Source organism: Nocardia pseudovaccinii NBRC 100343 (assembly GCF_001613225.1).
Taxonomy (GTDB): domain Bacteria; phylum Actinomycetota; class Actinomycetes; order Mycobacteriales; family Mycobacteriaceae; genus Nocardia; species Nocardia pseudovaccinii.
In genome coordinates this window covers 1-21,938 of record NZ_BDBY01000245.1, presented here as the reverse complement: position 1 = coordinate 21,938, position 21,938 = coordinate 1, and the positions used below count along the sequence as shown (strand labels likewise).

At 64.9% G+C, this 21,938-nt stretch carries 27 protein-coding genes; 10 read left to right on the top strand and 17 right to left on the bottom strand.

Annotation, left to right across the window (positions count from 1 at the left end):
• Positions 1–127: 127 nt before the first annotated feature.
• Positions 128–475, top strand: a complete 348-nt coding sequence (locus NP3_RS30185; RefSeq protein ID WP_157124637.1) for a hypothetical protein — start codon at positions 128–130, stop codon at positions 473–475.
• Positions 476–915: 440 nt separating this feature from the next.
• Positions 916–1,449 carry a hypothetical protein gene (locus NP3_RS30175; RefSeq protein WP_157124636.1) on the top strand — a complete coding sequence of 178 codons (534 nt, stop codon included), beginning with the start codon at positions 916–918 and terminating at the stop codon, positions 1,447–1,449.
• 207 nt (positions 1,450–1,656) lie between these two features.
• On the opposite strand, the gene NP3_RS30170 is transcribed toward NP3_RS30175, so the two are convergent.
• The gene (locus NP3_RS30170; protein WP_063044998.1) at positions 1,657–2,634 is read right to left on the bottom strand and encodes a hypothetical protein; all 978 of its coding nucleotides are present in this window, start codon (positions 2,632–2,634) and stop codon (positions 1,657–1,659) included.
• Between the two features lie 300 nt (positions 2,635–2,934).
• Between NP3_RS30170 and NP3_RS30165 the strand changes: the two genes are divergently transcribed.
• The gene (locus NP3_RS30165; RefSeq protein WP_063044997.1) at positions 2,935–3,810 is read left to right on the top strand and encodes a hypothetical protein; all 876 of its coding nucleotides are present in this window, start codon (positions 2,935–2,937) and stop codon (positions 3,808–3,810) included.
• 216 nt (positions 3,811–4,026) lie between these two features.
• On the opposite strand, the gene NP3_RS30160 is transcribed toward NP3_RS30165, so the two are convergent.
• Positions 4,027–4,392, bottom strand: a complete 366-nt coding sequence (locus NP3_RS30160) for a hypothetical protein (protein ID WP_063044996.1) — start codon at positions 4,390–4,392, stop codon at positions 4,027–4,029.
• Positions 4,393–4,876: 484 nt separating this feature from the next.
• Between NP3_RS30160 and NP3_RS46255 the strand changes: the two genes are divergently transcribed.
• A complete protein-coding gene (locus NP3_RS46255) occupies positions 4,877–6,199 on the top strand; it encodes an NYN domain-containing protein (protein WP_245721173.1) in 1,323 nt (440 codons plus the stop codon).
• Positions 6,200–6,307: 108 nt separating this feature from the next.
• Here NP3_RS46255 and NP3_RS30150 read toward each other — a convergent pair whose 3' ends face one another.
• Positions 6,308–6,622 (bottom strand): hypothetical protein, encoded by a 315-nt coding sequence (locus NP3_RS30150; RefSeq protein WP_157124634.1) that lies wholly within the window; start codon positions 6,620–6,622, stop codon positions 6,308–6,310.
• A 258-nt stretch (positions 6,623–6,880) separates the two neighbouring features.
• Between NP3_RS30150 and NP3_RS30145 the strand changes: the two genes are divergently transcribed.
• Together NP3_RS30145 and NP3_RS30140 are read left to right on the top strand one after the other, a co-directional pair.
• Positions 6,881–7,447, top strand: coding sequence for an HAD domain-containing protein (locus tag NP3_RS30145; RefSeq protein WP_157124633.1), 567 nt, complete (start codon positions 6,881–6,883; stop codon positions 7,445–7,447).
• 1,134 nt (positions 7,448–8,581) lie between these two features.
• Positions 8,582–9,616, top strand: coding sequence for a replication protein RepA (locus NP3_RS30140; RefSeq protein ID WP_063044993.1), 1,035 nt, complete (start codon positions 8,582–8,584; stop codon positions 9,614–9,616).
• 300 nt (positions 9,617–9,916) lie between these two features.
• Here the strand turns inward: NP3_RS30140 and NP3_RS30135 are convergent, their stop codons facing one another.
• The gene (locus NP3_RS30135) at positions 9,917–10,270 is read right to left on the bottom strand and encodes a hypothetical protein (RefSeq protein ID WP_063044992.1); all 354 of its coding nucleotides are present in this window, start codon (positions 10,268–10,270) and stop codon (positions 9,917–9,919) included.
• A gap of 82 nt (positions 10,271–10,352) precedes the next feature.
• Positions 10,353–10,496 carry a hypothetical protein gene (locus NP3_RS48305; protein WP_157124632.1) on the bottom strand — a complete coding sequence of 48 codons (144 nt, stop codon included), beginning with the start codon at positions 10,494–10,496 and terminating at the stop codon, positions 10,353–10,355.
• 147 nt (positions 10,497–10,643) lie between these two features.
• Between NP3_RS48305 and NP3_RS51630 the strand changes: the two genes are divergently transcribed.
• Entirely contained in the window at positions 10,644–11,114 is a 471-nt protein-coding gene (locus NP3_RS51630) for a peptide deformylase (RefSeq protein ID WP_373864796.1), read from the top strand.
• Between the two features lie 46 nt (positions 11,115–11,160).
• Here NP3_RS51630 and NP3_RS30120 read toward each other — a convergent pair whose 3' ends face one another.
• Entirely contained in the window at positions 11,161–11,499 is a 339-nt protein-coding gene (locus NP3_RS30120; protein WP_063044989.1) for a hypothetical protein, read from the bottom strand.
• 246 nt (positions 11,500–11,745) lie between these two features.
• Positions 11,746–12,273 carry a hypothetical protein gene (locus tag NP3_RS30115; RefSeq protein WP_157124630.1) on the bottom strand — a complete coding sequence of 176 codons (528 nt, stop codon included), beginning with the start codon at positions 12,271–12,273 and terminating at the stop codon, positions 11,746–11,748.
• A gap of 378 nt (positions 12,274–12,651) precedes the next feature.
• Between NP3_RS30115 and NP3_RS48300 the strand changes: the two genes are divergently transcribed.
• Positions 12,652–12,846 carry a hypothetical protein gene (locus NP3_RS48300; protein WP_157124629.1) on the top strand — a complete coding sequence of 65 codons (195 nt, stop codon included), beginning with the start codon at positions 12,652–12,654 and terminating at the stop codon, positions 12,844–12,846.
• Between the two features lie 211 nt (positions 12,847–13,057).
• Here NP3_RS48300 and NP3_RS48295 read toward each other — a convergent pair whose 3' ends face one another.
• The gene (locus NP3_RS48295) at positions 13,058–13,270 is read right to left on the bottom strand and encodes a hypothetical protein (RefSeq protein ID WP_157124628.1); all 213 of its coding nucleotides are present in this window, start codon (positions 13,268–13,270) and stop codon (positions 13,058–13,060) included.
• A 982-nt stretch (positions 13,271–14,252) separates the two neighbouring features.
• Between NP3_RS48295 and NP3_RS30105 the strand changes: the two genes are divergently transcribed.
• Both NP3_RS30105 and NP3_RS50735 read left to right on the top strand, forming a co-directional pair.
• On the top strand, positions 14,253–14,693 hold the full coding sequence (locus NP3_RS30105; protein ID WP_063044986.1) for a helix-turn-helix domain-containing protein: 441 nt from the start codon (positions 14,253–14,255) through the stop codon (positions 14,691–14,693).
• A 369-nt stretch (positions 14,694–15,062) separates the two neighbouring features.
• Positions 15,063–15,704: a DNA cytosine methyltransferase gene (locus NP3_RS50735; protein ID WP_063045033.1), complete on the top strand. Its 642-nt coding sequence runs from the start codon at positions 15,063–15,065 to the stop codon at positions 15,702–15,704.
• Positions 15,705–16,526: 822 nt separating this feature from the next.
• Here NP3_RS50735 and NP3_RS30090 read toward each other — a convergent pair.
• From NP3_RS30090 to NP3_RS30045, 9 genes are all read right to left on the bottom strand, one after another.
• Positions 16,527–16,730: a hypothetical protein gene (locus tag NP3_RS30090; protein ID WP_157124626.1), complete on the bottom strand. Its 204-nt coding sequence runs from the start codon at positions 16,728–16,730 to the stop codon at positions 16,527–16,529.
• 54 nt (positions 16,731–16,784) lie between these two features.
• Positions 16,785–17,120, bottom strand: a complete 336-nt coding sequence (locus NP3_RS30085) for a DUF6247 family protein (RefSeq protein WP_157124625.1) — start codon at positions 17,118–17,120, stop codon at positions 16,785–16,787.
• A 785-nt stretch (positions 17,121–17,905) separates the two neighbouring features.
• Positions 17,906–18,346 (bottom strand): hypothetical protein, encoded by a 441-nt coding sequence (locus tag NP3_RS30080; RefSeq protein WP_063044982.1) that lies wholly within the window; start codon positions 18,344–18,346, stop codon positions 17,906–17,908.
• On the bottom strand, positions 18,343–18,648 hold the full coding sequence (locus NP3_RS30075) for a hypothetical protein (protein WP_157124624.1): 306 nt from the start codon (positions 18,646–18,648) through the stop codon (positions 18,343–18,345). The genes NP3_RS30080 and NP3_RS30075 overlap by 4 nt, the downstream gene beginning before the upstream one ends.
• A gap of 159 nt (positions 18,649–18,807) precedes the next feature.
• Positions 18,808–19,158, bottom strand: a complete 351-nt coding sequence (locus NP3_RS30070; protein ID WP_063044980.1) for a hypothetical protein — start codon at positions 19,156–19,158, stop codon at positions 18,808–18,810.
• 397 nt (positions 19,159–19,555) lie between these two features.
• A complete protein-coding gene (locus NP3_RS30060; protein ID WP_063044978.1) occupies positions 19,556–19,792 on the bottom strand; it encodes a hypothetical protein in 237 nt (78 codons plus the stop codon).
• Between the two features lie 105 nt (positions 19,793–19,897).
• The gene (locus NP3_RS30055) at positions 19,898–20,176 is read right to left on the bottom strand and encodes a hypothetical protein (protein WP_063044977.1); all 279 of its coding nucleotides are present in this window, start codon (positions 20,174–20,176) and stop codon (positions 19,898–19,900) included.
• Positions 20,177–20,268: 92 nt separating this feature from the next.
• Positions 20,269–20,487, bottom strand: a complete 219-nt coding sequence (locus NP3_RS30050) for a hypothetical protein (protein ID WP_063044976.1) — start codon at positions 20,485–20,487, stop codon at positions 20,269–20,271.
• A 1,023-nt stretch (positions 20,488–21,510) separates the two neighbouring features.
• Positions 21,511–21,807, bottom strand: coding sequence for a hypothetical protein (locus tag NP3_RS30045; RefSeq protein WP_063044975.1), 297 nt, complete (start codon positions 21,805–21,807; stop codon positions 21,511–21,513).
• Between the last annotated feature and the right edge of the window lie 131 nt (positions 21,808–21,938).

The window sequence follows — 21,938 nt, the reverse complement described above, 5'->3', positions numbered from 1 at the left end:
GGGCGTCGACGCAGAACCACCTCCTGCAGGTGTGACCGAGGTCACCACAATCGAACTCAACAATACCCCCACAACAGGGGTATTGTTGAGCAGAACGAACACGATCCCAGCCACTCAGGAGGCCACCATGACCGAGACCGTCTTCAACGTCGACATCCAGCCCAGCAACGGCTTCGGCGAGTTCAAGAACGAGGTGTTCACTATCAAGGTCGAGGCCGAGACCTACGACTCGGCGGCTCGGCGCGGTGTCCGCAAGGCGGTCAGCCGCGCCATCGACTGGAATGCCGATCACCCCGGCGCGGCCAAGCGGCCCGAATTCAACGAGGGCTACCGTGCCGTCGGTGTCCGCCTCGCCGACGCGCCCGCCCCGGCGGCTCCGGCGGCCGAGGTGGCTGGCCCGCAGGGCAGCGGCAAGGTGGTGCTGACCCTGGAGGTCATCGGCGCCCAGGTCATCGTCCACGGCGGCAAGTCGTAGCCTCCCCCGCTCGATCGATCAGCAACCCCCACCCGGTCGCCCTGGTGGGGGTTGCTGCGTTTCGGCGGAAATCATTAAAAACCGCTGTCCCGGAAAGGAAAAGACCGACATGCCATACCGAACCGAGGCTTTCGCTCGCGGTCGCCACGACGAAACAGGCGCAACCGAGGAGCGCGACGTCCGAGACAAGATGACCATCGACCGCCTCGCCGACTGCAGCACCGCCGCTTCGTTCACTGGTTTTCTCGACCGCCCCGAGATCGGCTCTGCCATCCAACCCCACTCCGGACCCCCGGCACGAGGTCGACGGTGTGTGAAACCGCCGGCGCACCGGCTCTACGAGTGCCGGCCTCACGGTGGACGTGAGGGGGACGTGTCATATCCGCAGGTCACGACGCGTGCCGAATACGTGACCATACCCCCGAATGAGGGTTAAGGTCATGACTATGCACTTTCTGTCGCGAGATCAGGTCGCCCGAATCCACAACTTGAGCCCCGAATCGCTGAAGTTCTATACGAAGAAGGACCTGGTGGTGCCGCCCGACGTCATGATCGGTGGCGACGCACTCGTCGGCCAGGTGCCCGGCCTCGACCCGGAGGTAGAAGCGAAAGCCCGCCCCCGCCCTGGATGGCTGCCGATTACCGCGATCGCCTGGGAGCGAGTGGGCCGCGGTGCGCGTCTCGACCTGCACGGCCGCCCCTCTCATGAGCGAGTGATCCGTAGCTACCGCGGAGAATCGGAAGGCCGCTCGCCAGAGCAGCTCGAAGCGGCGGCGAAATGCATCGAAGCAGCCAACTGGGTCGTCGTGCACTTGCGTCGCGAGCCGTCTGACCGAAGCTCGGATGTGTGGCGCAAGTGGAATGAATTGTTCGAGCAGGCCTCCCGCGACCACACAACCGCGCGCGCCGCCTTCGCAGCGCTGTTCCCCGAGCAGGATCCGCCAGCGCCCGAACAAGTCCTCGGCCTCCGGTGAGCGGAGCTAGCAGAGAGCGACCCTAAACCGCCCTGACCTATGCAGATGACATGTCCCTCGCCCTGGCGAGGGCGAGGCTCCGGAGCAGAGGCCAACGCGATCGATCACGTTAAGAACGAATGGCCCATTGGCAACGGCGCGCTCGGAGCGCATTCAACGTTGTGGCCGGTTCGCTGGCCCTTGTTTCCTCGGTCTGCCGTGTTCGGGTCATCGGCCTACGGCGGCGAGGCGTTGCCGGATCGCTGCTAGGTGTGGGGCGTATTCGGGGGTGAGTTCGGTGAGCCAGTCGAGTGCCGGCCGTTCGCCTTCCCACCGTCCGTAGACGGTGAGACCAGCGACGGTATCCGGGAGCGGGGTCGTGTGCCCGTCGGGCAGGATGCGCCGCGCAGGTGCCACGGAGGTGGTGTCGTGGATGGAGATCACCCGGAGGTCGCGGCCGCCGCCGGTGCAGCGCACGGTGAGGCCGTCGAGCTGGATCGTCTCTGGTGCCCCGGCTGGCGGCGGGTCACCGAGGACGCCGGAGAAAATACGGCCGGTTGTATGCCGTCGGCGAAGCTCGGCGCCGGTCGTCTCGGTGATCGACCAGTCAGGGGCGAAGGCGAAGACCAGTTCGGGCCACCACTCCCTCGGCGGCCGCCGCCACACCCACAGCTGCGACGTGCTGGAAACCAGCCGATTGCGGTAGTCGGGGTCGGTATCGGTCCACGCATGCAGATCGCCGATCTCCCAACTGCTCCGCACAGAGTCGGGTCGGGCGTCGGTGATCACCCGGCCCAGAGCGGTCATGGTTTCCCGGGCGTGGTCGAGGTTTCCGAACAACTCGACGTGGCTGTGGATGGGTCGTCCGCCGCTGGTGTGGTCGGCGTAGCGAGGATGTCCTTGCCATGAGTCGGTGATCCAGCGGCCCCAGACTCGTGGACCGGGTCGGTGGTGGAGCGCGCACAGTGGGCAGTCGTCGTCGGGATGGCGGAGCTGTTTGTCGTCGAGCAGCCCGTCGTAGGTAGACAGCACGCGTGGGTCGGTCAGCGCTGCCATGCGCACGGCGGCGAGCAGCCGCTGCCCGCGGGCGTTGCGACTATCGATGTCGCGGTGGTGTACCTGGCCACAGGTGTCGGTGACGCGCAACCTGGTCACGGCGACACGGAACGGGCAGCTCTGCGGTGACCATGCGGTCTCGGGATCCATGGCGGCTCCTGGTTTCGATGCGACATAGGGTTTTGCGGACGCCGAAACGGTGCGCGGGGATGCTGTCGAGTTCACCGATGTGATTGAGATCCTCAGCCCAGGTGTGTGGGCTGCTGCTGGCGGTCGGAGCGACGCCTGTTGGCGACGTTTGAGCACGACTGCGACAACTCGCGTGCGATTCGGCCGCCATCGCGGGCGCGCCTGGCGTGGGAACGGCTGTGGTTGGAGTGACCGAGGAAGTTCGTGTGCGCGTGCCTATTTCGCGTGCGGTCGCTGGGGTGGCTCGTTAGCGTTTCGAGGATGCCGCGTCGTAAGGAGAAGTCGAGTGAGTTGCGTGCTCGCGCGGTGCTCGAGCACGCGCTGGGGGTGGAACTCGAGCTGGTCGAGCCGGACCCGTCTGGTCCGCCGAGTCCGGACTATCGACTGTGTGCGCCGGAGGCGGCGTTCGAGGTCAAGGAGTTCGCCAGCCAGGATTGGAAGGGTCTGGGCAAGGCGGTGAACAAGGCTCCGGTGCATACGCCCTTGTCACGGTTGAGCGGGGTTTGGGGGTGCCTCGTGCCGGCCTACAACGCTGTGGAGGAGTTGGAGCTGGGCGAACCGGGATCTGCTCGGCAGCCGAGGGTGAAGCGGCTGCCCAAGGATCTGGTCGGCCCGCTGGAAGTGCTGGAGCGGCACAGCGTCACCGATTACCGGATCGGGATTGGTGCGGTGTCGGAAGAACTGCGGCAGGCGTGCGAGCGGATCGGCTGGCTGCTGAGAGGCGGGTGGTGCACACGATTCGAATTCGAGGGTGAGCCACCGTTCTCACCGGGTGTGGTCGTGTTGGGCCTGGGGTGGGGGCATTCCCGGACAGGCGATCCGGACGTCTTCGCGGATCTGGTGCAGATGTGGCTGGATCGCAGGAGCGCCAACATGCGGGAGTCCCTCGACGGTGTGCCCGGTGAGCATCACGGAGTGCTGGTGGTGGCCGAGTCGGTTGTTGGTGAAGCCCGCGCGGTTGAAGATATGAGGCTGGAGTTCCTGCCAGTGGTGTCGCTGCGATTACCAGTCGAGATCGACACGCTATGGGTTGTGATCGGGTCGATGTGGCTGCGTTTCGACGAGCAGACCGGTGTCTGGACGAACGGCTCGATCACTGGAAACCCATTGCCCGACAGCACTATCCCGGCCGGGTGAGTCAGCTCCCAGTGTCGCCTCCGGCGCGGCGGAGGATGTGCCGCCAGGGGCGCGGGTGAGTGTTCGCCGCGGGTTCGGGGCATTGCTGGACCTGGCTGCGGTCGCTGTGCTTGAAACCGGCGACTACGACGGGACTTTGGTGATTTCACCGCCGGGCGCAGAGGCCGGAAGGGGCATCGACACTCTGCACATGGTCGCGCGAGGACGAACCCAAGATCAGGCTGGGGTTGGATTGACGAGCTCGTGGGTGGTGGGCTGCCATTCGGTGCTGGTGTAGTACGTCCGCTGTTCGCGGTGCACGATGGCGACGCCGCCCGAGCGGATGTCGCGTGCGGCTCGAGAGACGGGTTCGCGCAGTCGTTTCGTAGTGTTCCCAGCGGCGCGGGATTCGGTGCCGAACCGCATCTCACGGAGTCCGTCCTCGTCGTCGTAGAGAGTCAGCCAAGACCCTGGTGGGTCGTCACGGTCGTCGTAGCGACGTTCGCCGAGGGAGGTTTGCACGGTGAGGGTATCGCCGGGCAGAAGGTGCGCGATGAGGAAGGCCGAGCGGCTACCTGGCAACGTGGCCTGATAGGAATTCACGGCTGGCATTGTAGACACCAGGCGATCCTAGCCACGTGGGTGTGAGTCAGATTGTGTTGTGCAGCAGGTTATTTCGTGTCGAACCGGCATGGGTCGGTGTGCATACGCTCTGGATGCTTTGCTGGTGGCCGTCACAGATGGCGATGCGGCGGCATTGAACGCATTGTGCGCGGAGATGTTGGCCACGCAACGGCAGGCCGCCTGGACAAGTCCGCGTCGTTCGTCGGGGAGCGGTGCGCCCGGGCTGCCCGCAAGGCACTGCTGGCCTCGGCGACAATCCGGCGCGGCGACGGCACCCGGTGGACCAGCACTTATAGCATGTCCCTCGAGGGGGATCGGTGCAGGCGGCTGCCCCGATAGTGCCGCGCCCCTGCAGGTCCGGGCGGATTGGGAGATTCTGCTGCCAGTCTGGGTGTGCGTCGTGAAAATGGTGCTCGTACCCGAGTGACGATGGGGAGGGATGTTGGTGGCGACGGAGAATTCGATGCGTCTGGCTGTGCTGATCGACGCCGACAATGCGTCGCCGGCGATGGCTGAGCCGCTGCTGGCGGAGGTCGCGAAGTACGGCACTGCGCATGTCAAACGTGCCTACGGAGACTGGACCAGTACGTACCTCACCAGCTGGAAGTCTCAACTGCTGAAGTTGTCGATCCAGCCGGTGCAGCAGTTCGGTTGGACGACTGGGCGTAATGCCACCGACGCGGCGTTGATCATCGACGCGATGGACCTGCTGTATTCGGGCCGGTTCGACGGGTTCTGCCTAGTGAGCAGCGACTCGGACTTCACCCGGCTCGCGGCCCGGTTACGCGAATCCGGCCTGACCGTGTTCGGGATCGGTGAGCGTAAGACGCCGCGCGCGTTCGTCGCCGCGTGCGACAAGTTCGTGTATGCCGAGAACCTCACTGCCGCAGGGCAATCCGCGTCCGCAGCATCCGGGGAGCGTGGCGCGCCGATGCCCGGGGCGGAACTGGTCCGCCTGGTGACCGCAGCGGCCGAGGCAGCCTCCGACGAGGACGGGTGGGCGCAGCTGGGAGCGGTAGGCCACTATCTGGGGAAGGCGCAGCCGGACTTCGATACCCGCACCTACGGCTATGCCAAGCTGAGGCCGCTGGTGCAGGCGCTGGGGGCATTCGACATCAGCCAGCGCCGCCCGGGTGCGGGGAAGCCGGCGGTGGCCTACGTTCGTCGCCGCGACCGCATCGGTCCGGCCGGTGATGCGATCGAGAGTGTGGTTGATGGCGTCGACGCCGAGGGTATCGGCGGTTCGGGGCAGGTCGTTGTGGCGCATGCGTTGAACCAGTTGGTCCGGTTGCGGGTGCCCGTCGATCAGCGGTACCGGGAGTCGCTGTTGCGGCGGGTGTTTGCGGCGTGGCGTGACGGTGAGGCCGATACGATCGGCCGACTGGAGGCCGTGATCGAGCAGCACGCCCCGGACATGGACAAACTCACCCGCAGCATTGCGATCAACAGTCTCATCTACGAGGACACCGCGGCGCTGCGGGTTCTGGATCCCGACAGTGCGCCGCGGGTCGACCGGCGCATCGAGCCGTTCGACGGACGACCGGAACAGCAGTGGATCAGCCGTGGCCATACGGCCTGGCTGGCGTATGTCGTCTACCGGCTTCCCCCGGACGCGGACCCGGCCGCCCAGCTCGTGGACACCCTGTTCGACGACCTCGAGCACGGACGAGCCGTTCTCGCCGAAGCACAGGCCATCGCTGACGCTCGCAAGATCGAGGCAGCTTCGGAGACGGAATGTCCGGCGGGCACTCCGATAGCGCCAGCGCCGGATCCGCCGGCCGAGTGAGAGGGCGGCCAGGTTGGGACGTGCCGTCGTACCAGGTCACAGCCCACAACACAAACAACGCACCCGGATCGCCGGTCGGGTTCAGTCGGTTCTGACGGAAGGGCGCGTTCAAGATATTGATCGTGGGTGGTTTTCGGGGAGGGCGCCGGGCTGCTGACGGGTGGTCCGGGGGGCGGGCCGGGCGAGAGTGAGTTCGATGGGCGAGAACGCGAGGGTATCTGCGGACCGGCTGGGCCGCACCCGCAGGTGGTCGGGTTCGGAGGGGTCGGCGACCGCGACGAGGGTGCCGGATCGTCCTTCGGCGATGCCGACCGCGGCGGAGGTGAACCAGACCGTCGGCGAGCGGCCTGCCGCGAGAGCTGCGGCGAGTTGCCGGATCTCGGTGTCGGACAAGGAGTTCTGTTCGGTGGGTCGAGACGGCATGGCGCGCTCCGTGCGGGTGGTGAAACAGTGGTGTCTGTTGAGGATGCCGGATGGCACCGGCACCGCGCATTCCATCGCATGCGCTGTGCCGATGTGTCGCAGGCGAATACATGGCGATGGCAGACGCCGCGGAGGCCCTTGTGGCACTGGCTCGGATCGCCGAGGCAGTTCAGCGGAATCGACGCGCATGGCGGAGGACCGCCGCTGTCGGCGCTCGGACGAGGCAGCGATGCGCAATGACAGAGTTATGGTTGGTTGGTGACGGGAAGGCCGCTGCTGGTGATGGATGTGGACGGCGTCCTCGCTCCGTCGAGCGTAGGCGAGGGCTTTCGTGCCCATATGTATAACGGCCCCGGTCCTGATGGTTCGCTTGTATCCGGAACGGTGCTGCTCAACGCGGAGCACGGCGCGTGGCTGAACATGGTGCTGGACAAGGGCATCGAGGTGGCTTGGGGGTCGAGTTGGCTGGACCTGGCCAACGAGTGGATCGCACCGAGGATTGGGTTGCGGCAGAGTTTGCCGGTGATCGACGTAGGCCGTTCGAGATGGTCTCGGTTCGGCTGGACATCGAAGTTCGGGCCGGTGTCGGATTACGCGGCGGACAGGGCACTGGCGTGGGTCGACGATGACTTCGGAGGAAAAGAGCCCGGCTGGGCCGAGGATCGCACTCGCGATTTGGGCCTTTCCACCGTGATTGTTCAGCCGCATCCGTTGGTCGGCTTGACCTCGGAGCACATCTCCACGATCGACAATTGGGTCGATTCGGCACTGGGCGAAACCACTGTGGGTGGTGCCGATAACCCGAGTCGAGAGATGTTGGCCTGAAAGTACTTCCGCCCCGCGCAACCGGAAAAATCTGCGACCGACGGTCGGCGCCCACGATGGCGTCTCTTTCGAAATTCGTTGCACCGAAGCGCAACTGGTGCTGCGTGTTCCACGATCCCTCGAGCTGGCTGCGGAAGATGTCGAGAGGTCGGGTTTAGACGGTGATCTAGGCATGCAGGGCCTCGACCGCGCATGGTTCGACGGCGGTTGGTGGGGCGCTTGCCGTTTCGCTCCCAGTCCGCCACGACCCTCGTGCCAGAGGGGGCGTGGGCCAGGGAGTACCGGCGAACGGCGATCGGGCTGCCCGATCTCGGATCACCAGCGGCCTATCCCTGCCGAGTCGCTGAGAGGGGCCTGGACAAACTGGTCCTGGTCGGAATCCTGTTGGGGTGGCTATCCACAGCCGATCCGGAAGCCACCCTAACAGGTATCTCTCATAGGGGGGTTTAAATACAGGGGCGTCGCGATTTTTGCACTCTGACCTGCGGTTTCAAGGGTGTCGCGTAAACTGTTTCTTCGCTGGTCAGTAAACTGTTTCTTCGCTTCTTCCTGGGGAAACGCGGTGTGCTCGGTAAACCGTTTCTTCGCTCGGGGCAGCTGAACTTATCCACAGACGAAACTGTTTCTTCGTACTCATCCACAGGCTACGGCGGGAAACTGTTTCTTCGCCGCTCCTAAACCGTTTCTTCGCTGGAGTGCTCCGCGTGCCGGGCTGTCGCTCCGGGAAACCACTTCTTCGCCGGGCCGGCGGCGAGGTCGAATCTGGGTGAAACCGTTTCTTCGCTGTATTCGGAGGCGCCTTGGCCGTCTGGGTCGTCGCAGGTCGCTGACCCCGGTAAACCGTTTCTTCGCTGCGCCGGTTGCGGCGTTGTCTCACCTGGCGGGGTCGCGCGCTCAGGGACGTAAACCGTTTCTTCGTTGCGCGCGTGCATGCATGCATGTCCTGACCTGACCCGCAACAACGCGCTGGCCAACCCAGTCGTGCGCGGAAGAGGGAAGAAACCGTTTCTTCGCTGCAAAGCATTCGTTGGCGATTCGGGGTGTAAACCAAAGCTGCGCTGACCGGGTTGAATCTCACGACACGACCAGCGCTGAATCCCAGACAGGGACGCGAGGGGTGGCATGATCGCGAGCATGGCTACCAGCGATCAGTCGGGGCTGGACTTGCCGCCGGGCGAAACCATACCGCTGCTATCGGTATCGCAGCCGCACGCCCCGAAAAGGCGCAAGGTCCGGCTGGCGCCGAAGCATATGGCCATCACCAGCATGCCGTACAAGAAGCCGGACATCACCGTCGACAAGTGGGTACGCAAAAACGGTCCGGAGACCGTCACATGGCAGGCCGGAACCGGCCAAGACGAGAACGGTGAGACCGTGTCGATCGGGCTCCCGTACGGGATGATGGCCCGTCTGATCGGGATTTGGTGCGCCAGCGAGGCCTATCGCACCAGGAGCCGCAAGCTGGTTCTCGGCGATAATCTAGCCGACTTCATGGAACAGATCGGAATCGAACGAGAGCAGCAGTCCGGCGGTGCGCGGGGGAACATCACTCAGGTCCGGGAGCAAGCCGACAAGCTCTTCTCTTCACACATCAGTGTCCGCGTCGAAGCTGCCAGAGACGGCAGTCGTCCCCTCGAACACCATCAGACCTCGGTCGCCGTTGGTCACACCCTCTGGCTGAAACAGAGCGAGACCAGGCGCCGGAAGACGCAGATCGACCAGATGGACATGCTCGAGTCCACGGTGATTCTCTCCCAAGAGTATTACGACATGGCGATCAAGAACCCGGTGCCGGTCGACGCCAACACCATCCGCAAACTGCGAGGCGACGCCCGCGGATCGGCCATGGCTTTCGACCTGTACGTGTGGCTGACCCGGCGCATGTCGTACGAAGAGGAGTTCCGTCTCGTGAGCTGGAACGCCACCATGCTCCAGTTCGGCAGCACCGTCACGCCGACCAGCAGTCGGCAGGCCATCCGCAAGTACAAGCTGGCCCTGACCAATGCCCTGGAGTGTGTGCTGGACGCGTATCCGAAAGCCAACGCGCGCATTGTCGAGAAGGGGATCCTGGTCGGGCCCGGCGGTACAGATGTGCCGCCGAAGGGCTGGAATGAGAACAATGGCTTGGAAGAGCAGTGGTACGAGGAGAACGGCCATCCACCGTTCTGACCGGACCCAGAAGCGCACGCTCGCGGTAGCGAAATCCTGTTTCGCTGTCGTCCTCATCGGCACCGTCGTCGGAGCCGGTCGACGTTGGCGGGCATCGGGGGTGATAGTCCAGGCCGATGTGCTGACCTGGGCGGATAGCATGTCCCAGGCCATCAGGCGAGACGAGTTTGACTGTACCGCAGGGTATTACGGTCTTCTGTCGTCCGTGAGCATCAGCGCCGGGGGTGAATCCCTTCCAGTCGGAGGGGCAGTGCACCTGGATCATCGGGACGGTCGTCGGTGTCGCGGGCGTGTTTGCCATCAGAGGTAGACCTGTGCCGTGTTGCGGGTGATCGTGAACAGATAGTAGTTGCGGTGGCCGGTGGCTTTCGCGTGGTCGACGTCGAACATGCCACCCTCTGCGGTGTGGTTGTCGGCCCGCGCGATCGGGCCACGCTCCCGGCAGGTCCGGCACTCCAGCAGCGCGAACTTCACCTCGTAGGCGTCCGGGCCGATCTCCTCAAGGGTGTCGAGCTGGATGGGCTTGTGGACCTCGACGGCGGTGTCCTCGACCTCCTCGTCGTTGTCGCAGGAGCCAGGGTCGGAGTGGTGTGTGCCGCAGCGGTCGCAGTACACCGCGTCCAATTCGGCTTGCTCGTCGTACAGTTCGGGCATCTCTGATCTCCTTTGTGTGTGCGGGCCTGGTGGTCAACCCCTCGTCCGGCCACTGGTCCGGGCGGGAGGCAATGATCAGGACTCACCATTCGACCGCGCGGAGGTCATGCTCCCGAAGCAGAGCCTCCTGCTGCTCGGCGTCGTCGGAGTTCAGGGCATCGATGATTGCCGTACCCAAGTCGGCGTCGGTGAGCAGCGAGATCTCGGTGCGCGAGTAGGTGATCATTGAAACTCCTGTGTGAGTTGGGTGTTCTGGTGGTCAGCGCCGCGCCCACCGGAGCGGGTGCGGCGCAAAAGAATCAGGCGTCTGCGCGGCGGCCGGGCGTACGCGCATTCCGTCGAGGTGTTTGGCCTCGTCGACCGCCGTGGCGATATGCGGCTTTATGGACTGTGTCGCGTTCTGCCGAATCGATCGATGCGCCGCGGTCGTGCGGCCCGCCGCCCCGGATGCCCCGGCGATCGTGCTCCTGGCCCCCGGATCATCGAGCAGTCCGACGAACTCGACGAGCAATGCGAGGGTTGCCTGTGGATGTTCGACGTGCGTGGCCTGATGCCTCGCCCACTGTATATTGCGGTCGAAACCGCTACGCTCACAGGCGAACTCGTCACCGGTTGCTATCATCACGGGCTCGTCAGGCTGGTCCTGCGGCAGGTCGACCATCGCGCCGGGGAGTTGTACGCGGCGCGAATGCGCCCGTGCATCAACCCGCTGCCGGTCGAGGAATACAAGCTCACCGGAGAACTGGGCATACGGGTGGGGCCGACAACCGGTACCGCCGAACTGTGGTGGCCCCGCTCAATTGCTGGCTATCGGCTGAGTGTTTCCACGTGTTCTGCGCTCTGATCTGCGGTGATGGCATGTCCCGCCGAAGCGGGTGTGGCCACGCTGGTTAGTCGAAAACTTCCCATTCGACCGTGCTGGCGAGGTGAAGCGCGGCCACGGTGTCGATGCCCGGAAAGCGCAGCCGGTAGCCGGCGCGGCAGTCAGGGCAGCGGCGGGACTGGAAGTCGACGACGGCGAATCCCTTGGCGCGCTGGGTGATCTGCCATTCGAGGACGTCGAGGTCCAGATGCACGAGGTGGCGGCAGCAGGGGCTGCCGGTGACAATCTGCCGGGGGCTGCGATTGGCTTCGCGGACGACGATCGTGCCGGGCTGGAGGTTGATGGGCCGATAGGTCTGGCCGAGTTCGAAGCGGCGCTGCTGGGGTGCGGGGCGGGTGTGGTCCATGTCGGATCCTTTGATGACGGGCTGTAAGGGGCGGGTGTTGCTGGGGCACAGTCGGTCTGCGGGCTGTACGGCTTGCTGGCCGGTAGTCGGCCGCGGAGTTGGATGTCCGGGAAATCAGCTCGTGTGGTCCACGGAGGTGGGGCCGATCGTCGAGCACGGAAATCGACGCAGCAGGCCAGGCCCGCTCAGGAGAATCGGGTAGGGAGCTAGGAGATTCGCCGTACCTTCTGCGGCTGGTCAGACCCCTTATCGGAGCGGGCCTCGCCATCTCCCGTCGTAGTCCCCGGGATGTTCGGGCCGGTAGACGGCGACGCTCTCACCCATGCCTGCTGGCAGGCGGGTGCCTTCCCATACGGTCGTCAGCAGGTACCACGGCACGCCGCGTTCCATCTGGTCGCGTCTGGACACCTGCACAATCCGTTTGCGCAGTCGGGACGGGATCTTCTCGTCCTTCACGTACTGGATCAGGTCGTGGACGCTGTCGCAGCGTGGGCTGTACTCAACCCACTCGCTGTTGAATTCGTTTGGCACCAGGAGCCGTAGCGACTCGTGTGCAAGGTGGTAGCCTTCCGGCATTTTGGACCTCCTGGAGGTGTGGTCGACGGGTATACGGGAGATATCCGGCCGAGCCCTGGTGTGGGTAATCGGCGCCTCGTCGGGGCGTTGGGCGGCGAAGCGCACCCTTTGGGCGGTAAACGGGCCTGGTGCCGTGCCATGATCGGACGGCACCAGGCCGAGCAGATCTCGTGGCTGACTGCCAGCTGAAGGGGCCATGTCGTCAGCGTCGCCGAACGGGCACCACGGGTGATGAACAATGCAAATGGCATGTCCCGTGCTGAATCGAGGTCTCGTGCGACCGGGAAAGTAACGGTGTCTTCGTGCAATGAGGAATCGTCGATCATGTGAAGCGGCTACTCCAGGTGCTGAAGCCGGTCGAGCAGGTGCGGCGAATCCTCCGCCGAGCACACCGCCACGTGGCCCAAATCGCGGTGCGCGAGTGCCGCTGGCCAGGGGTGGTCCACCGGCCCCGGGGGCCGGAGGGGGAGGCAGGGGGCCGGTGGACCGATTCAGGTGGCTTGTGGCGGTCGCGAGGGTCAGCTGCCGTAGCCGCCGACGGGAGTCATGCGCTCGAGCTGGTCGCGGACCATCCTGGTGAAGTTGACGTCGGGCGGAGAATCGATACCCATCGCCTCGGCAGATGAAATGGCAGGCACCGCACAGGCTGCCTATGCAGCCATCCAGTCGATTCGCATGTATCCGCAACATTCGGTGTCGATTGCATTCGGCAGTTTGAATGTCTGTAGTGAATATTCCGATGCGCATATGCACGCCGATGGCTGTCGTTAGACGAATCGGCAGGGGCGCTTGCTGTTGTGGGTGATGCGGTGGATGTAGTGCGGTATGTTGTCGTGTCGATTCTGGCAGTGGATCATGTCGCCATCGATCCAGCACACGGTGAACTTGCTGCGCCCGTTGGCGTCTGCGCCATCCTCATCCGGCCGGACAAGGATTTCATCGGCAGAATTAAACTGGAAAGGTCTGTCCGTCAGTGCCCTTATCATTTCGCGCTGATTCCTGCCTTTCCCGCCTGGCCTGCGCTAATTCCAGAACTAATCTCCTCGAGTACGGCGAAGATGTCCGAGAGTAGATCGTTGGTCTTTTCGGTTGCCCTCAGAAGTTCAGCTGTGTCGTCCTGCTTTACTCGCTTGGAGAAGCGTGGCAGACGCCAGAGCTTTCGTTGTTTCGCTGCGGCGTTGCCCGCTCCGTTCATAGTTTCAACTATACGCCTCTATAGGGGTTATAGTTCAACTTGGGGGAAGTCACGGTTGTGTGACGAGGTTGCATACCTGGCTGAAGTTGAATCGCGCCGAGAACCGTCCGACCGCTCAGAGACCGAGCCCATAGGCATTGCAGCGCAGGCTATTGCACCGTCGACATGCCCGTCGCGGCGTGCCAGCGAAGGTGCGGGTGTGGCCGTCAACGTGCTGTGCTGCGGGTTGCAGGTGCTTCTGACCGACTTCACCGGGGCGCCGTCATCTGCGCTGGTCGCGTGTGGCCTGGCCGACATCTGCACGACAGCAGTTTTCGGGCCGACCGGCGGATGCCGCCCGCGCGGGTCCCGCGGCTGGTCGCGACCTTGCCGGGGTGACCATCGGATTACTCGGTGGCCAGCCCGCTGCCAAGCTATCTCGATCTCCGGCCGCGGCATCTTCGCTTTCGCTGTTGCCAGAGCCCAGGCCGGGACCGGCGAGGGCCCTGACCTGTGCGGATGACAGGTCCCCCGCGTGGGATATGACTCGGTCTCGGGCGGGTCATCATTACGGGTTCAACTGACCCTATGGACGCCGAGAATCTCTGCAGAGCAAGGGATTCAGTGGGTTTCGGGATTGGCAATGCCGAGCAGCTGCACCCGCTGGTCGCGGAAGCTCGACGAGAGCTTGCAGCGCAGCAGGATTGGCCGGGAGTGAAAGGAGAAGGTTGCCTCCCGGTCAAGCAGGCTGTGCCGCACCCATTTGCGATGGCGCGCCGCGTTCGAATGCCCGGCGCTCCTAACGCCTGGTCTGCCAGTGTGATGTCACTCTGGGAATGACTACGGATGCAGGCAATTTCACCCGAGACGGCCGTCGCCGGAGAGGAAGTACTACCCTGTGGGCACCAACGAATTCACGTGCTTCGCGAACCCCTCGCCGCGCATGGCCGCCCTTCAGCGAGACGCAATTCCAAGCCGATCAGCCAGGCGACTGTGCGGCCGGGTGGCCAACGAGCAACTCACCGAAGCTCGACTGGCGCTGGGGTGGACACAGGCAGAACTGGCCGCCGCGGTGGCCGAGCACATTCTCGCAAGCACCGGAAAAACCACGGGCATAGATGCCGACTACGTCTCGCGGCTCGAGCGGGGCCTGATCAGCTGGCCTACGAGGGCGACCCGGTGCGCGCTCGAGGTCTTGCTGGGCCGGACCGCGTGGGAGCTGGGGCTGGTCAACCGGCGCTTGGGTGGCCCTCGCCGTCGGCGAATCCCCGGCGCCGGCGGTCGTGGCGAGACAGCTCCCCGCCCGTCGGCCCGACCCCTATGCCTGGTGATCGGCAGCATGTGCAGTGTAGACATGAAATGCCTTGGCACTGTTCCCTATCCGGGTATGGCCGGTGAACTTGAACCCGGCCGTGCTCAAGGCTTCGATGATCTGCTGCCGTAGCTGCAGCCTGGCCGAAGTGCTGACGGGCAGGGGCCCATGTAATCGGAGTCGCCGAGACCGACCACCACTCGCCCTCCCGGACGCAGCAGGCGGGTCAGCCCTGTGAGCGAGCGCCCGCAATCGTCGTCGGTCAGGTAGTACGCGGTATTCACGGTCATCAGTGCGGAAAGCGCTGCTGGGCAAGGGAATCTGCCACATCGGCGCGTGGGAAAGCTGCATGTGACCCTCATACAGACCCTTCGCCTGTCGCCGACTTTGATGCATGTCAGCGAAAAGTGTTCCACTGGAGGTGATTCCCTCCAAGCTCCGGGCGTTATTCCGGTACTTCGACCGTTCAACAACCCGCTGCACGAAGCGATGCTGTCCGGCATGGCTCGGTCGATATCGCTCGATTCCACCCCCGGCCTGCGGGTCGGATCGCTGTTCAGTGGTGTGGGCGGCCTGGACCTGGCCGCTTTGAGCCTGTTCCCGGGCGCCGCGATCACCTGGCACTGCGAATCCGACCCGGCAGCGTGCGCCGTACTGGCCCGCCACTGGCCTGCCGTGCCGAACCTGGGCGACATCACCCAGGTCGACTGGAGCGGCGTCGAGCCGGTCGACATCCTGACCGCGGGGTTCCCCTGCCAGGACGTCAGCGCCGCCGGCCACCGCGCCGGGCTCGGACCGGGCACACGCTCGGGCCTGTGGTCCCACGCCGCCGCCGCCATCGAGTCCCTGCACCCACAGTGGGTGCTCATCGAAAATGTCAGGGGTCTACTCCATGCCCGTGCCCAAGCAACCGTTCGCGACCTGGAACCACACGGCAATGCAGTGGGAGACAACCGATCCCAACCCGGCAGGCGGGCCTTCGGCGTCGTACTCGGCGATCTGGCCAGCCTCGGGTTCGATGCGTGCTGGACAGTGCTACGCGCCTCTGACGTCGGAGCCTGCCACCAGCGCGCGCGGGTGTTCATCCTCGCCCGCCCGGCGCCGCCAAGCCGGCGAAGCCGCCAAACCCGAACGCACCGATAAACACCACGCCCGCTCGGACCGGCTGCTGCCCACGCCTACCGTCGCCGACGCCACCGGGGGCCATCGCTCACGCTCGGGCACAAGGGCAAGAGAGCTACTGCTGGGCGGCATCGCCGCCGCCGCTGCCCAAGGCAAGCTGCTGCCGACCCCGCGCGCAAGCGATGGTACCCACGGCAGCCCAGGCCAGCGCGGCAGCTCCGGCGATCTCATGCTGTCCTCGGCGGTGATCGCGATGCTCCCGACACCCAAAGCCAGCGACAGCCGTCGCAGCGACAGCGATGCCGAGTGCCGCCGCCGATCCCCATCGCTGGCCGCGATCAACGCACTGCTGCCCACCCCTACCGCCTCGGATGGCAGCGGCGGTGGTGTGCACCCCGACCGCCGCCACGGCCACACCCGCCAACTCACCGACTACGCACTGCTCGACGGCAGCGACCGCTGGGGCTGCTACACGCTAGCGATCCGCCGCCAGGAACTCCTGTCCCGGCCCGCGCCAGCAGCAACCGAACCGAACACCCACGGACGGCCACGCCTGGCGGCAGCGTTCAGCGAGTGGATGCTGTGGTGGCCCGCCGGATGGGTCACCGACCCCGACCTCGGACTCTCACGCCGAGACCAACTCAGGCTGATTGGCAACGGCGTGGTGTGTCGGCAAGCCCTCGCGGCCTTCTCCCTGCTGCGCACACAACTGTGTGCAGCGGCGAACGAGACCGAATAGCCCGGTCGGCTCCGTCACGAAGGACATTGGGGTGAGGCCCTGTCGGTTGTCGGGTGGGGATGGCTCGGCGGAACCGTCGTGAGGCACGCGCCCGGCTGAGCTGGTCAAATCCAGATCAGGCTGACCAGGACGACGCGGCGTTGTTCTTCGAGGATCACGTATGTCGCGAGGGCTTCGTTGTTCGGGCCGAAGGTCATTTTGCGCATGGCGCCGTCGGGATTGCTGGGCTGGTAGGGCTGTCCGGCCCCAGGGGTGAGTTCGAGGAAGGCGATCAGCTCGGCGAAGTGTCCCAGGAGCTCGGCCGGCATTGTCTGGAGAGATTCGCCGACCTCAAGGGTCTGCTCGTAGGAGTACAAGCGGGGTTACTGCGCCAGTCGTGCGGTGATCGACGCGCGGGCCTGAGCGGCGCTGATGGTCGGTACCGGATTGCCCAGCTGCAGATCCTGGACTACGGCGAGCATCCGTTCGTGGGCCGGGCCGCCCTGGCGCTGGGTCATGTCGGCGATCTCGCGCCATGCGGCGAGTACCGCCAGCACGCCGGTGAGGTTCAGCGATTCGGCCGCCGCAGTCATTTCCTCGCGGTATTGGCGTTCGAATTCGGCGCGCTCCGGTCCCACCAGGGCGTCTCGGATCGCTTCGGGGGTGGTCGGTGCAACCAACGCGGGAGCGACCGCTGTGGTGGGCCTGGGCAATGCCATGTTCATCACGATAGCCTGTGATTCGGGGCTCCGGGCGCTCACCACGAGATGGGACGACCGGCCGGTCCACGAACAGCATCTCCTGCTGAAGCTCGTGCGTGGTGGCGGCCTGGCGGACAATGGCACTTCGAGCCAGGGGAGAAGCTTGTGGTCGAGGACGGTATGGAGGAGTGGGTTCCGCCGATCCCGCCGACGGCGGTGGCTGGCGCCGCATTGGGCCCCCGCAGGGGCCACCACGCTGGGCGGGTCAGGGGAGAGGCTTGGCGGAATGCACTGCGCTGCCTTGGATATTCACGAATCCCTGACGCTCGAAGAATCGGCGCCGCCACCACTGGCTCGGCTCGGTGTCGATAGCCACGGTCAGCCTCGTACCGGCCTGTTGCGCCCGCTGAGCGAAAGCGGACGAGAAACCCGTCAAGTACCCCCGGCCTGATGAGCAACCAGGCGAATCCAGCCGTCGTCCGTGGTCAATGTCCAACGCGGGTGTGAGATCGACTGTCCTGCAGACGATAGCGATCGAGTTCGTCAAGCAGGCACCGGTACGCATCTTCGGTTACCAGCGGGCTTGAGGCGTCACACACTTCGGTGGCCATTGTGGTCGACTGTCCATCCTTCGGGTCTGACCTGTGCAGATGGCAGGTCCCCGGTCGGTGGAACCCGCCGGCCAGCTTTGCAATATGTAGCTGCGGTTGGCTGCAGTAACTACACGGCACCTGGTGGTTCGGGCGCTTTCTGCGGGGTCAGTGCACCGGCGGTAGACGGATCCGCCTGCACCGACGGCCGGTTCATCGCCCCGCCTCGGTGGGCCATGTGCCGTGCTCGACCGGTCCGGCGGGGCGGGTGGTCTCTAGGGGGTCGCCGAGCACCGCGCGCAGCTCGGCCATGGGGATGTGCTGCCAGATGATCCCGTCGCCGACCCGGACCCCTGCGGTGACTCCTGGTGGGGCGGGCAGGATTTCGGCGAACCGCTCGGGGCTTGTGCTGTCGGCAAGGTAGTGCTCGATCACGCGGCATCCGGGCCTGACTCGCTGGAGGGCCGCGTAGACCTTTCCGGTGGCGTTGGTCACCGAGGGGCCGTCGTGGCCGATCTCGGTGACCACGCTGATGTAGCCCTCGGGGGTGTGCCAGGTGCGGCAGGGCCGCCACACCAACCGGTGGTCGTCGAAAGCGGTGCAGCAGATCGGCCCGGTGTCGACCAATTGCGCCGCGGTGTGTGGCTGGTTCACTGCTCGACCTCCCGGGACCGGATGATCCGCAGCACCGCCGCAGCCATGGCCGGATCTTCGGTCACCTCGGCCATGGTGTGAGCGCCCGCGGCGAGGACGGCATCGATCACGATCCGCGCGGGGGTGTCTCGGTCCAGGCATCCCCCGTCGCCGTGCGCGGGAAATATCACCGGATCCGCATCGGTTTCGCCCGTGCCGCGCAGCACGATCATCGAGGCGACGCCGCGGCCGCGGCATATCGGGCACAACCGAAGCGCCCAATCCGGCCCCTCGGTCTGCGGCCCACTCTTGCGTTCACTCACAGCAGAGCTCTTGTCCGCCATAATGTTTCACTCCAATCGGTTCGGTAATTCTGCGGTGCTGTACTGCTTACTCCTCACTGCTTACTCCTCGTCGGCGACGCGCAGGGCCAGGGGTGGCGTCGCCCGCGACCACGGCTTGCCTGGTCATCGCGTGCCCTTTCACTCGATCAGGTCGCGGACGGCTCTCCAGCTGGCGGCGAAATCGGTGGCGAGGAACCGGATTCCGCCGGCTCGCTGCACCTCGGAAACCGAGGTGGACCACTGGCCTACCGGCATTCGCAGCGCGATCCGGCCCCACCAGCGGCGCACGATCAGCCACCGGCGCCCGTCCGCAGTGTGGGCGATGTGGTGCCGTGCGCCGGTGGGCATGATGACGACGTACACGAGTCCGGCCGGGGTGGTCGCGGTTACATAGCGGCGCAGGGCGCCGGTCATCCGGCGCGGGGGCATGGCCTTGAGTTGGGTCTCGAATTGGGCGTACTCGCGGCGGCGGGTCGCCTCGGTGGTCATTGCGTCCCATCCTCTTCGTGAAGTGCTGGTACACCGCCCGACTACTGCGTGCGGTCGGCCGCTTCGATCGTGGCGTGATAGGTCCGGGTCTCCGATGGTGATGTGCGAGTAGTAGCAGGCGGGGCACTTACCATTCCATCTATCCGTTCCGTTCTTCCGTCCCAATTACCGGTTGCGTGTCCAAGCGCGGGGAAAATGGCTGCCCGAGCGGCTCAGGTACCAGTCAAGGGACGTCATAGCTGCGGTGGCTCGTTCGAACGCCTGCTCCCGGGCGGTGCCCTCAAGGGTCGGCATTTCGGCCATCAGGCTACGGAACTCGGCGATTAATGCGTCGGAGTCGAAGGGGGAGGCAGTGTGCCCGGTCAGCTTGTAGGAGACTTCAATGGCAGCGTATTCGTCAGGATCTTCGGAGAGCGTGATACAGCCCGTCATCCTCGTATTTGCAGTAGTTGATGTGGTCATCGTTGCTTTTCTGTCCGAGGCGGGCGGCTTTGCGCTTACCTCGCCGAATGGCCTGTGTCTCATCCTCGGCGGTGACGATGACAGAAAATTTCGGGAGTGATTCGCCGTCAACTATCTGGAGCGGCTCGATTGTGAGTGTCCAGATCTTGCTCTGAGCCTCGATGCTGGTCATGTTTCCCTCCGGTAGAGCACGATGTGGTCATCGGCGATAGCGTGCCGAGAGGTGCTCACTCTGCGCGCTTTTGGCCGGACCTGGAAATTCAAGTGGGGCAGGAGATCAGGCGATGACCAGAAGGTCATGAACGGTGTTGTAGAGGTCGCGGTCCTCGGGAAGGGCGAAGTATGCAATGGCCTCTGCCATCTGGGCAGCCTTGTCGAGGATCACGCGCTGATTGAGTGACAGCGGGGTGAAGCCGTCCTGGGCGATGAGGATGTCAGCGGCTTTCGAGACGAGTCGGCGAATCTCAGCCTCGACTCCGGGTGTCTGTGTGCCGATGCCGATTTCGGCGGTAACGATGTCGAACAGTGTGCTGTCGGCGTTGATAGTGGCGTTCATTTTCGACACCTTTCAGGCTCGTATGGGCACTGCGCTACTGTCACCCTTCTGGTTCCGGTGGCGCAGTGCGAAAAGGTTTAGCGTATTGGTGGCTAGCGGCGGAACAGCTTGCTCAGCAGTCCCTTTCGGGCAGGTGTGCTGCTGAATTCGTTGACAATCGCGTGCAGTTCGCTACTGATTCGCTTGGTGAATTCCGCGTCGGTCTCGCCCTTAGTGATCTTTTGGTATTCGGCGGCTGCGCGTGGGTCGGTCAAAGCGAGTTCGGCGATGAGTTCTTCGGTGGTCATGGTGTGCAGCGGGCGCTGGTTCATTTCTGCCTTTGCGTCGTTTTCGGCTGGCTTTCCCCGTTGCTCCAACAATACCCCCTATTGGGGGGTATTGTCTATTCGGTGTGAGATACCGGTTCTGTTACGTAGTGTGTTGACGACGGCGTAGCCCGTTGCATTGGTGTGCATTGTTGAGTTCTGCTGTATGGGAGTGTATTTGGAGTTGTGTTAGTTGGGTTATGTTGTTGCACAGGCGTTTGGGGTTGTTGTTGGCTCGCTAGCGAGGCGGTGTGGGGGTGGGTGGGTGTTGTTTTCCGTTCTGGGCGCGGCAGGTCCGGGATCGGCCCAGTCAGGGCGCCGGGCCGCTGCCCGCGTGCCCGGGCGACAGCGGTCCCCGACTGCGTCGGCCGAACCGAACTGACCAGCCCGCAGGACATCAACGCCGCCCCCGCACCCCGACTGTCGCGCCTCCCATCGCCAGGGATGAACCCGTACGGGTCACACTGAACGGCGCGGCGATCGCCGAATGCAACATCCCTGCTGTTCGCAAGCCCTGCGACTGCCCCGAGGACTCGGAATCGCTCGTCGGCGACATGGTGCATGCCCGCCACCGCCTGGGCTGACTCCACGGGGTACCACCCCAAATGCATGTGGAAGTACGAGGGCACCCTGTATGCGGGCGACGCGCGACGAATAGATCATCGTCGACGTCGACGGACGCGCCTGACCACTCCTGCGGGTCGGTGTGCTGCTAACAGTTGCGGGTCAGGAGGAAAGGCCTCGACACTCCTGTCGAGGCGTAACGAACCTGATGATCATCTGGGGGTGGGTGGCCGACGGAGTCGGCTCCTGCACGCACCTGAGGCGAGCCTTCTACCTGCGGCGATGACACGTCCCGGGGCAGGGTGCTGGCGTCAGTCGGGCGGCTGAGCGCAAGTCGATACAGCTCGGCAGCGTTGGAGATCGTGGCGCTGGGCCGGTGGCGGCGACGCGCAAACTCAGGAGCATTGCACAGCAGAGGGGATTTCGGCCTTGTAAGGTTGTTCGATTCGGGCTGTGTCGTTGCGTTCAGCATCCCCGCCACCAGGCGGTGCGGGCGCCGGCGAGGGTGTCGACGAACTGCTGCGCAGCGCGCTGAGCCTCGGCGATGGCTGGGTCGGTGGCCTGGCCTTCGGTCCGGCGTGGTCCCGTGCCGGTCGGTCTGCTCGGGCGGGTGTCCGCCGAGGGCAGTGGTGTGCGCACCCGGAGCCGCGGGTGCGGCTGGATCGGGTTCGCGAGTTTCCCGAATTCGAATGCTGCGAGCGCTTTTCGCCGCTGGGCGGCCCAGTTCGGCTCGCGGTCGGAGGTGGGGCTCGCCGAGATCATGTCGGCTCCGATGCTCGATGGTGCGGGGAGGGTGGGTGCCCGATCGGGTCGTAGACGGTGACCGGGACCGCGTTGTCGCACAGGTGCGCGACGATCAGAGGCTCGATCCTGTCCCAGGTGCCGCCGGCTAG